Source organism: Micrococcus sp. LASM2_SD2 (assembly GCF_057364565.1).
Map to the genome: position 1 here is coordinate 1 of NZ_JBNFOB010000059.1, position 10,761 is coordinate 10,761.

9 protein-coding genes and 1 pseudogene are annotated in these 10,761 nt (G+C 70.7%); 6 read left to right on the top strand and 4 right to left on the bottom strand.

Annotation, left to right across the window (positions count from 1 at the left end; all coding sequences use genetic code 11):
* A pseudogene (locus tag AC2W7A_RS05035) lies at positions 1-322 on the bottom strand (A/G-specific adenine glycosylase); the annotation flags it as partial.
* Positions 323-364: 42 nt separating this feature from the next.
* Between AC2W7A_RS05035 and AC2W7A_RS05040 the strand changes: the two are divergent.
* The gene (locus tag AC2W7A_RS05040; RefSeq protein ID WP_485990391.1) at positions 365-1,195 is read left to right on the top strand and encodes a hypothetical protein; all 831 of its coding nucleotides are present in this window, start codon (positions 365-367) and stop codon (positions 1,193-1,195) included.
* 39 nt (positions 1,196-1,234) lie between these two features.
* Here the strand turns inward: AC2W7A_RS05040 and radA are convergent, their stop codons facing one another.
* Together radA and AC2W7A_RS05050 are read right to left on the bottom strand one after the other, a co-directional pair.
* Positions 1,235-2,632: a DNA repair protein RadA gene (gene radA, locus AC2W7A_RS05045; RefSeq protein WP_485990392.1), complete on the bottom strand. Its 1,398-nt coding sequence runs from the start codon at positions 2,630-2,632 to the stop codon at positions 1,235-1,237.
* Positions 2,633-2,756: 124 nt separating this feature from the next.
* Entirely contained in the window at positions 2,757-3,926 is a 1,170-nt protein-coding gene (locus AC2W7A_RS05050) for an FUSC family protein (RefSeq protein WP_485990393.1), read from the bottom strand.
* 275 nt (positions 3,927-4,201) lie between these two features.
* Between AC2W7A_RS05050 and AC2W7A_RS05055 the strand changes: the two genes are divergently transcribed.
* The 5 genes from AC2W7A_RS05055 (at position 4,202) to AC2W7A_RS05075 (ending at position 10,315) form a co-directional block, all read left to right on the top strand.
* The gene (locus tag AC2W7A_RS05055; RefSeq protein WP_485990394.1) at positions 4,202-5,305 is read left to right on the top strand and encodes a phosphate ABC transporter substrate-binding protein PstS; all 1,104 of its coding nucleotides are present in this window, start codon (positions 4,202-4,204) and stop codon (positions 5,303-5,305) included.
* A 153-nt stretch (positions 5,306-5,458) separates the two neighbouring features.
* Entirely contained in the window at positions 5,459-6,427 is a 969-nt protein-coding gene (gene pstC / locus AC2W7A_RS05060; protein ID WP_485990395.1) for a phosphate ABC transporter permease subunit PstC, read from the top strand.
* A 124-nt stretch (positions 6,428-6,551) separates the two neighbouring features.
* On the top strand, positions 6,552-7,640 hold the full coding sequence (gene pstA / locus AC2W7A_RS05065; protein WP_485990396.1) for a phosphate ABC transporter permease PstA: 1,089 nt from the start codon (positions 6,552-6,554) through the stop codon (positions 7,638-7,640).
* Positions 7,641-7,729: 89 nt separating this feature from the next.
* Complete coding sequence (gene pstB / locus AC2W7A_RS05070; RefSeq protein ID WP_485990397.1) at positions 7,730-8,509, top strand: phosphate ABC transporter ATP-binding protein PstB; 780 nt, start codon at positions 7,730-7,732, stop codon at positions 8,507-8,509.
* Between the two features lie 318 nt (positions 8,510-8,827).
* Positions 8,828-10,315 carry an APC family permease gene (locus AC2W7A_RS05075; RefSeq protein WP_485990398.1) on the top strand — a complete coding sequence of 496 codons (1,488 nt, stop codon included), beginning with the start codon at positions 8,828-8,830 and terminating at the stop codon, positions 10,313-10,315.
* Positions 10,316-10,419: 104 nt separating this feature from the next.
* Here AC2W7A_RS05075 and AC2W7A_RS05080 read toward each other — a convergent pair whose 3' ends face one another.
* Positions 10,420-10,653, bottom strand: a complete 234-nt coding sequence (locus tag AC2W7A_RS05080) for an inorganic phosphate transporter (protein ID WP_485990399.1) — start codon at positions 10,651-10,653, stop codon at positions 10,420-10,422.
* Positions 10,654-10,761: the final 108 nt, after the last annotated feature.

Here is a 10,761-nt window from a genome sequence, read left to right on the forward strand (position 1 = left end):
TCGAACGATCGCCGCGGCCGCCCTGCTGCAGGCGCAGCGCCCGGCGCGGATAGCCGAGACGGTCCCAGGCGGTGAGCACCTCGGCGGTGGAGGCCGACGCGAGGTCCGCGGGTGCCGGCCAGCGCTCCATCCAGTCCAGCCACCGCGGGAGGACGCGGGCCACCGGGGTCTGCTGGAGCATGATCTCCGAGACCATCACGCCCCAGGGCGAGCAGCCGGCGCTGCGCCAGGGCAGGTCCCGGGCGTGCACGTCGAACCAGTCCAGGACCGCCGTGTGCAGCCGTTCCCGGGCGGTGGGAGTGAGTTCGGCGACCTCGGGCATGGCGTCCACTGTAGTGGTGGCCCCCGGTCCTACCCTGGTGGGATGGACGGCCCTTCCCCCACCGAGTCCGAGCGCGCCCGGCGGCGTGCCGCGATGTTCCGCCGGCGACGCCTCGTCGTCGGCACGCTGGCGGTCGTCGTCGTGGCGGTCCTCGTGCTCGCGGGCATCGCCCTCGGTGGCCTGATCTCCCGGTTGGTGCAGGACATGACCGGCCGAGCGGACCCCGGGCCGGCGGCCGTGAGCACGTCCCCGGCCCCGGCGCAGCGGCCCTCCGAGGAGGCGTCGCCGGAGGAGGGCGACCCGTCGCGGTCGGCGTCACAGGACGCCTCCCCGTCACCGAAGGACGGGTCCGCCGACTCCTCGGAGGACCCGTCGGACGGGCAGTCGGACGAGCCGAGCGAGGACGCCTCGGAGGAGCCGAGCCCGTCGCCGTCCTCGAGCAGCCCGGCGGCCCTCGAGCCGCCGTGCCGGGACTCGGCGGTCCAGGTCACCGCGGGCACGGACAAGACGGTCTACGACCGGGGCGAGCGCCCCGAGCTGGCGCTGAAGGTCATGAACCTGTCCTCCGAGCCGTGCACGCTCAACGTCGGGACCACGCAGCAGGCCTTCGAGGTCACCACCGCCGAGGGGGAGGACGTCTTCTCCACCGAGGTGTGCCAGGCCGATCCACAGGACCAGGACATGGTCCTCGTCCCGCACGACGAGCAGACGGCCCTGTTCGAGTGGCCGCGGCGCACCTCGGAGAAGGACTGCACGAAGCGCGGCGACCTCGTGGATCCCGGCTCCTACCGGCTCCGGGTCTCCCTGGGCGATCGCCGCTCCCCGACCGTCGCGTTCCGCCTCACGGACGACGAGCCGGCACGGCAGGACTGATCGGGCTCCTGCCGTCGTCCTGGACGACGCCGGACGGTGTCAGCGGGTCCAGGTGGGGATGGTGCCCAACGCCTCGGACAGTGAGCCGACCTGCGCGACCGTGAACCCCTTCGGGACCTCGCCCAGCGGCTCGGGAGAGCGCGGCACGATCGCCCGGGTGAAGCCCAGGCGGGCGGCCTCGCGCACGCGACGGCCGATGCCGGGCACCGGGCGCACCTCACCGGCCAGGCCGAGCTCGCCCACGGCGATCATGCCGGTGGGCACGGGAGCGCCGAGCTTCGCCGAGGCCACCGCCACCGCCACCGCCAGGTCCGACGCCGGTTCGGAGAGCCGGACGCCGCCGACCGTGGCCACGTAGCAGTCGTCCTGGGCCAGGGCGAAGCGCGCCCGACGCTGCAGCACGGCCAGCAGCATGTTCACCCGGGCCGCGTCCACCCCGGAGACGGTGCGCCTGGGGCTCCCGCCGGCGGACGGGGTGAGCAGGGACTGCACCTCCGCCACCAGGGGGCGGCGGCCCTCGAGCGTCACAGTGACGCAGGTGCCCTCCACCGGCTCGGCGGTGCCGGAGAGGAACAGCCCGGAGGGGTCGTCCAGGGACTCGATCCCGTCCTCCCGCAGGTCGAAGCAGCCGACCTCGTCCGTGGGGCCGAAGCGGTTCTTCACGGCGCGGACCAGGCGCAGCCGCGAGTGGCGGTCGCCCTCGAACTGGCAGACCACGTCCACCAGGTGCTCGAGCAGCCGGGGGCCGGCGATCGTGCCGTCCTTGGTCACGTGGCCCACCAGCACCGTGGTGATGCCCTTCTCCTTGGCCGTGCGGATCAGCGAGGCGGCGACCTCGCGCACCTGGGTGACGCCGCCGGCGATGCCGTCCACCTCGGCCGACTGCAGGGTCTGCACCGAGTCCACCACCACGAGCGACGGCCGGATCCGCTCGATCTGCCCCAGCGCGCGGCCCAGATCCGTCTCCGCCGCCAGGTGCAGCGTGTCCGCCAGCGCCCCGATGCGGTCTCCCCGAGAGCGCACCTGCGCGGCCGACTCCTCACCCGTGAGGTAGAGGACGGGCTTGGACTCGCCGTCCGTGCCGCGGGCGGTCTGCGCGGCCACGTCCAGCAGGAGCGTGGACTTGCCGATGCCCGGCTCGCCGGCCAGCAGGATCACGGCCCCGGGCACGAGGCCGCCGCCGAGGACGCGGTCCAGTTCCCGGACGCCGGTGCTGCGGAAGGAGGCGAGGGTGGCGTCCACGTCCGCGATGCGGGGCGCGGCCGCCGCCACGGTGGCCGCCTTCGTCTTGCCCGTGGTGGCCGTCATCCCGGCCTCCTCCACGGTGCCCCAGGCCTGGCACTCGCCGCACCGGCCCACCCACTTCACCGTGGTCCAGCCGCACTCGGTGCACTTGTAGCCGGGAGACCTGCGGGTGGAGGACTTCGAACTCGCCATGGATCCCACTCTAGGTGTGGGCGCGGACGGCGTAGGCCGTGCGGGCCGCCGTGTGGAGGAGGCGAGGGGAGCGGGGCAGGTGAGGGGCCGTCGTCGGGGGACGGGTGGAGGCCGCGCGGCGGACTCAGAGGCCGGGGAGGTAGCCGACGGCGTCCTCGTGCTCGCAGCCGGTGGCCTCGAGCAGGTCGACCATCATCGGACGCAGGAGCATCACCAGGGCCTCGCCGTGGAGGGAGCCGCCGCCCAGGGAGGTCGGATGCAAACCCGAGGCCGCGGCGCCGAGGGCCTCCCGCGCGCCCAGGCGGCCCTGTCGACGGCCGGAGACCGTGGGCTCGTCGAAGGAGCGGTGCAGGATCTCGACCCCGTCCGCGGCCTCGTCGAACCAGCTGCTGAACGCCTCGGCCGCCTCCTCCGTGAGGGAGCCCGAGTCGATGAGCGTGACCACCCGGCGGGCCACGATGCGCAGGGAACGGATCGCCAGGTCCGAGCGGTCCACCGCATAGGCGACCTCGGAGACGAACCCCTTGGAGCCGCGCTCCAGCGGCGAGTACGTGGTGACCTCCCGTGCCATCTTCACCTCGCGGCGCAGCTCGTCCAGCACGGACTGGGTGCCGCGGCCGGTGATCAGCGCCATCCACGCGGTCCGGGAGTCGTGGGTGCGCAGGGCGGAGGACAGGTCCCTCAGGATGGACACCATGGGGTCATAGAGCAGCTGGAGCCGCTTGGCCGTGGACTGGCGAGTGCGGTGCGGCATGAGGAACGCGACCCCGAGGGCGAAGCAGGCGCCGACGATCGCGTCCAGGCTCCGGGAGAACGGCCCGTCCGCCGGGGCGGGGAGGAGGACGACCAGCACCGCCTGGAGGGACATCTGCGTGGCGAAGATCGGCCCGGAGTCCAGGAACCGGGCGATCATCATCGAGGCGAACAGGACGATCGCGGCCTGCCACATGCCGCGGCCCAGGCCGAGCATCAGCGCGTCCCCGATGACGATGCCGAGCGTGCAGCCGAAGGAGACCTCCAGGACGCGGCGCAGCCGGGGCTCACGGCCCCAGCCCAGGCCCACCAGTGTGGCCGTCGCGGCGAACAGCGGCCCCTCGTGGCCCAGCACCGCCTCCGCGAACCAGTAGGCGGCGACCGCCGCGAACGTGGCCAGGCCGGCGTGGCCCGCCGACGAGCGGGCCCTCCTCCAGCCGGCTCGGGAGCGGCGGCTGAGGAACCGCCGGGCCCGCTCCCGGATGCCGAGGTCCTCCACCCTCGGCAGGGTGCCGGTGGCGGTGGACTGACGCTGTTCCATGTGCGCCAGCCTACCGGCGGACGGGCATGGGCGACGCTGGAGCTGTGGCCGGGCTCTCACCTCTGCGGGCGCCCTGTGGACCAGGTCACAGAACGGTGACGAAGTGTGAGCCGCAGTTCACCGAGCGTTCAACTTCCCCGGCCTCATGGTTCACAGACCGTCCGTAGGTTGAATGACGTCGCAGGAGCCACCGGGGTGCCCGTCAGGGCGACCCACCTCAACGGAACGGGCTCCTGTCACCACTGTCATCCGACCTCCGAAAGGGGCACTTCCCGATGAAGGCTCTCCGTGCAGGCCGCGCCGCGGCCCTCCTGTCCGTCGCCGCGCTGGCCCTGACCGCTTGCTCCTCCGCCGACAACGGCGGTGGCTCCAACGGCGGCTCCGAGAACGGCGGCGGCGAGGCCGCCCAGGTCTCCGGCACCCTCACCGGCGGCGGCGCCTCGTCGCAGGAGGCCGCCATGGGCGCCTGGACCGCCGGCGTCTCCGACGTCGCCCCGGAGCTCTCCGTCAAGTACGACCCGGTCGGCTCCGGCTCCGGTCGCGAGGGCTTCCTGTCCGGCCAGTACTCCTTCGCCGGCTCCGACGCCGCGATGGACGAGGAGGAGCTCGGCCAGACCAAGGAGGTCTGCGGCGACAAGGGCGCCTTCCACGTCCCGGCCTACATCTCCCCGATCGCCGTGGCCTACAACCTCGAGGGCGTCGAGGGTGTCCAGATGGACGCTGAGACCATCGCCAAGGTCTTCGCCGGCGAGATCACCAAGTGGAACGACCCGGCCATCGCCGACCAGAACGAGGGCGTCGAGCTGCCGGAGAAGGACATCACCGTCGTTCACCGCTCCGACGACTCGGGCACCACCGAGAACTTCACCGCCTACCTCACCGAGGCCGCCGGCGACGCCTGGAAGTACGACGAGGTCGAGACCTGGCCGTCCGAGATCCAGGCCGAGTCCGCCCAGGGCACCAAGGGCGTCGTGGGCCTGGCCTCCGACACCGACGGTGCCATCACCTACGCCGATGCGTCCGCCACCGAGGGCATGAACACCGTGAAGGTGAAGGTCGGCGAGGAGTACGTCGAGTACTCCTCCGAGGCCGCCGCCGCCACCGTGGACAAGTCCGAGGGCAAGGAGGACGGCTCCATCGAGCTCGACCGCGCCACCGGTGAGGAGGGCGTCTACCCGATCGTCCTGGTCTCCTACCACATCTACTGCAACGAGTACCAGGACCAGGAGACCGCCGACCAGGTCAAGGCCTTCGCCAACTACGTGATCTCCGAGGACGGCCAGAAGACCGCCGAGGAGTCCGCGGGCAACGCCCCGATCTCCGAGGACACCCGCAAGGCCGCCCAGGAGCGCATCGACGCGATCGGCGCCCAGGGCTGATCCGCCTGACCCACTCCGCGCTGTGACGCCGCCGTCAGCCGTCGGCCCCGTGTCAAACGGGGTCGACGGCTGACGCCGTGGACGAGCAGAGCCGTCTCATCCCCGCGGGCCGCCGGAGCGGACCCGTCCACCACTGAACCAAGGGAAGGCATCGTGACCTCACCTGCTACCGAGACCGCAGCCCCGCGGTCCTCGACCCTGAAGGCCTCCCGCGGCAGCGCCGCCGGAGACAAGGTCTTCTCCGGTCTGGCCCTCGCCGCGGGCATCATCATCCTGCTGGTGCTCGCCTTCGTGGCGATCTTCCTCGTCTGGAAGTCGCTGCCGGCCCTGTTCCCGGAGGCCTTCGACACGGAGCTCAAGTCCGCGGACACCTTCTTCCAGTACGTGTGGCCGCTCATGGCGGGCACCGTCATGGCCGCGATCGCCGCGCTGCTGATCGCCACCCCGATCGCGGTGGGCGTCGCCCTGTTCATCTCCCACTACGCCCCGCCGAAGATCGCCCAGCCGGTCGGCTATGTGATCGACCTGCTCGCCGCGATCCCCTCGGTGGTCTACGGCGTGTGGGGCTGGCTCACCCTGGCCCCGCTGATGGTCCCGATCTACGAGTGGCTGCACAAGTACCTCGGCTTCCTGCCGATCTTCGGCGGCTCCGTGACCACCACCGGCCGTACCCTCATGACCTCGGGCGTGGTGCTCGCGGTGATGATCCTGCCGATCATCACCGCCCTGTGCCGCGAGATCTTCTCCCAGACCCCGAAGCTGCACGAGGAGGCCGCCCTCGGCCTCGGCGCCACCCGCTGGGAGATGATCAAGATGACCGTCTTCCCGTTCGCGCGTGCCGGCATCATCTCCTCGATCATGCTCGGACTCGGCCGCGCCCTCGGTGAGACCATGGCGGTCACCCTGGTCCTGTCCCCGGGCCAGTTCAGCTGGTCCATGGTCCAGTCCGGCGCCAACGCCACGATCCCGTCCGAGATCGCGCTGAACTTCCCGGAGGCCTTCGGCATCCGACTCAATGAGCTGATCGCCGCGGGCCTGATGCTGTTCATCATCACTCTGATCGTGAACATGGTCGCCCGCTGGATCGTGAACAAGCACAAGGAATTCTCGGGGGCCAACTGATGAGCACGACTGTGAACCACACTCCCGCCCAGGCCGGCTCCGGCGGCCCGGGGCACCGCGGAGCCCAGAAGATCTCCGTGGACAGCCCGTCCCTGCGCTCCGGCCGGAAGCCACGTGGGCCTGGATGGCCGTGCTGGCCGGCGCGCTGGCGTTGGCCGCCGTCCTCGTCTTCGTCCTCACCGGCGGCGGCTTCGCCATCGGCGGTTTCGCCGTCCTGGTCGGTCTGTTCTACGTGATCGGCATGTACGTGGTGGACCACATGCTGGAGACCCGGCGCCGCGCCACGGACAACCTCTGGCGGAACCTGGTCTGGGGCACCTTCATCATCGCCCTGATCCCCCTGGTCTCCGTTATCTGGTCCGTGGTGGCCACCGGCGTGCCGACCCTGGTGACCCAGCCGCAGGTCCTGTTCTATGACATGGCGGGCATCACCGGCGCCGACGACGCCGCGTACCGGGATGCCGGGTCCGCGGCCGGCGCCCTGCCCGGCGGCTTCGTGCACGCGCTGATCGGCACGGTGGTCATCACCCTGATCGCCACGGTCATCTCGGTCCCGATCGGCCTGCTGACCTCCATCTACCTGGTGGAGTACGGCAAGGACAGCTGGTTCTCCCGGGCCATCATCTTCTTCGTGGACGTCATGACCGGCATCCCGTCCATCGTGGCCGGCCTCTTCGCCTTCGCCATGATGCAGGTCGTCATGGAGCTGATCATGGGCCCCGGCCCGGCGGCCATGCAGGCCGTGAAGATGGGCTTCTCCGCGGCGATCGCGCTGTGCGTGCTGATGATCCCCGTGGTGGTGCGCTCCACCGAGGAGATGCTGCGCGTGGTGCCGAACGAGCTCCGTGAGGGCTCCTACGCACTGGGCGTGCGCAAGTGGCGCACCATCTTCAAGGTGGTCCTGCCGACCGCCATCTCGGGCATCGCCTCCGGCGTCACCCTGGCCATCGCCCGTGTGGCCGGCGAGACCGCCCCGATCCTCGTGACCGCGGGCTACGCCATGAACATCAACTGGGACCCGTTCGACGAGTGGATGACCGCGCTGCCGGTGTTCATCTATCGTCAGCTGGTCGCCCCGACCTCGCCGACCGCGTCGGATCCGTCCCTGCAGCGCGCCTGGGCCGCGGCCCTGGTGCTGATCGTGATCGTCATGGGCCTGAACCTGATCGCCCGCGTGATCGCCAAGGCGTTCGCCCCGAAGAAGGGCCGCTGACCTGGTCCGGCACGGGGCATGCACCCCGTGCCGGACCGCCGGCCCACAGACTCCCGCTCCACAGCGACTCCCCAGAAGGAATACCGCACATGTCCAAGCGCATCCAGGCCATCGACGTCGACGTCTTCTACGGCAAGTTCAAGGCCGTCGAGGGCGTGAACATCGAGATCGCCCCCCGTTCCGTGACCGCCTTCATCGGCCCCTCCGGCTGCGGCAAGACCACCTTCCTTCGCGCCATCAACCGCATGCACGAGGTGCTCCCGGGCGCCTACGTGGACGGCTCCCTGCTGCTCGACGGCGAGGACATCTACGCCAACGGCGTGGACCCGGTGGCCGTCCGCTCCAAGATCGGCATGGTCTTCCAGCGTCCGAACCCGTTCCCCACCATGTCCATCCGGGAGAACGTGCTTGCCGGCTACAAGCTCAACGGCACGCGCCTGTCCCGCTCCAACGCGGACGCGATCGTGGAGAAGTCCCTGCGCGGCGCTAACCTCTGGAGCGAGGTCAAGGACCGCCTGGACAAGCCGGGCTCGGGCCTCTCCGGTGGCCAGCAGCAGCGCCTCTGCATCGCCCGCACCATCGCCGTGTCCCCGGAGGTCATCCTCATGGACGAGCCGTGCTCGGCCCTGGACCCGATCTCCACCCTGGCCGTCGAAGACCTCATCAACGAGATGAAGGAGGAGTACACGGTCATCATCGTCACGCACAACATGCAGCAGGCCGCGCGTGTGGCGGACAAGACCGCGTTCTTCAACATCGCCGGCGTCGGCAAGCCGGGCAAGCTCATCGAGTACGACGAGACCAACGTCATCTTCAACAACCCCTCGAACCAGCAGACCGAGGACTACGTGTCCGGCCGCTTCGGCTGATCGGCACCGCCTCCTCGGGAGGCGACCCCACGCGACGGCTCCGTCACCTCACGAGGTGACGGAGCCGTCGTCGTTGTCCTCCGAGTGCGGAATCCGGCGGAGTGAGGGCGAACCTTCCCGGAATTCTGGCGGAATCCCGGGAAACTCCGCCCCCACGCCGCAGGCTGTCGGTCTCCGGCCCCGCCCAATACTCTGACGTCCGACTGTCATATGACACAGATCACGCACAGGGCGAGTAGGGTCGAGCACATCCCGCCGCACCTCGGAGGACTGAGGCCCCGGAGGTCCGGCGTCGCACCAACCAGAAGGGGAGCCTCGATGTCCACTCGCACACCACAGCATCCACCCGCCTCCTCCGCCCGTGCCGACGGTGGCGAGGACACCGGCTTCAAGCGCGTCCTCGGCCCCTTCGACGCCTACGCGATCGGCTTCGGCGCGATGATCGGCTTCGGCTGGGTCGTCCTGGCCGGAGACTGGCTCAGGGAGGCCGGCACCCTCGGCGCCGTGATCGCCATGGTCGGCGGCGGCGCCATCATGGTCGTCGTCGGCCTGGTCTACGCGGAGCTCGTGTCCGCGATCCCGAAGGCCGGCGGAGAGCACCACTACCTGCTCCGCGGCCTCGGCGCGCGCTGGTCCTTCGTCGGCTCCTGGGGCATCACGGGCGGCTACATCTCCGTGGTCGCCTTCGAGGCGGTCGCCCTGCCACGGACCGTCGGGTACCTCTGGCCGGGCATCGAGTCCGTGCACCTCTACGACGCGTTCGGCACCCCGGTGTACCTCGTCTGGGCCCTCGTGGGCGCCGGCGCCGCCGTGGTCATCACCTGGATCAACTACATCGGCGTGAAGCTCGCGGGCATCGTCCAGACCATCGTGGTCTGCGCCCTGCTGGCGATCGGCCTCCTGCTGATCTTCGGAGCGGGCACCAACGGATCGGTGTCCAACATGGAGCCGTTCTTCACGGATGCTGCCGGCATCTTCACCGTGCTGATCGTGGTGCCGTTCATGTTCGTCGGCTTCGACGTGATCCCGCAGTCCGCGGAGGAGCTGAGGATGCCGGCGAAGAAGATCGGCCGCATGGTGGTCATCACGGTCGCCGGCGCGACGCTCTGGTACGCGATGGTGGTCCTCACCAACGGCTCCGCCATGCCCGCCGAGCAGCTCGCCGAGTCCGACCTCGCCACCGCCGACTCCATGGCCGCCCTCTTCGACAGCCCCGCCATGGGCAACGTCCTGCTCATCGGCGGCCTGGCCGGCATCCTGACCTCCTGGATCGCCCTGCTCATGGGCGCCGCCCGCCTCATGTACGCGATGGGCGTCTCCGGCATGCTGCCGCGCTGGTTCGGCCGCCTGCACCCGAAGTACCGCACCCCGTCCAACGCCGTGCTGTTCATCGGTGCCCTGTCCGTGATCGCCCCGTTCCTGGGCGCCGGAGCGCTGGGCTGGTTCGTGGACTCCGGCTCCCCATCCATCGTGCTGACCTACCTCATGGTCTGCGTGGTCTTCCTGGTGCTGCGCCGCCGGGAGCCGACCATGGAGCGCCCGTTCGCCGCCGGGGGCCGCACCGGAGGCACCGTGCTGGGCGTCGCGGGCGTCGTCCTGACCGCCTTCCTGCTGTCCCTGTACATCCCGGGCATGCCGGCGCAGATCCACGTGATGTCCTACGTGCTGCTCGGTGCCTGGTGGCTGCTGGGCATGGTGTTCCTGTTCCGTCTGCCGCGCGGCATCGAGCCGGGCGAGGACGCCGAGGAGCGCCTGCTGCACGTCCTGGACACCCGGGGCATGCCGGTGGTGCGGCAGCGCGGCTGAACCCGGCCGAGTGAGGGCGAACCTTCCCGCAATTCCGGCGGAATTCCGGGAAACTCCGCCCCCAAAACGTTGGGAGCGGGGGAGCGGGGGCCGAGTCCGCCCGCTCAGGCGAACACGAGCACGCCGCTGGCCAGGACGAAGGACAGCACCAGGCACACCGCCGGGGTGGCCACCCACCACAGCGCCACCCGGGCCAGCTGACCCCAGCGGACGGAGGAGAAGGTCTGGTCCTGGCCGGCGCCCACGATCGAGGTGACGGTCATGTGGGTGGCGGACATCGGCATGTGCAGCAGCAGCGAGCCGAAGAGCAGCCAGGCCGCCGCCGTGCCGGCCGCCACCGAGGCGCGCCAGCGGATCCAGGGTCACCAGGCGCTCGGTGAGGGGTCCCAGGAGATGCGCCACGCGCCGCCGAGCGTCGCCCGCGGCCACCGCCGCCGCGAAAACAC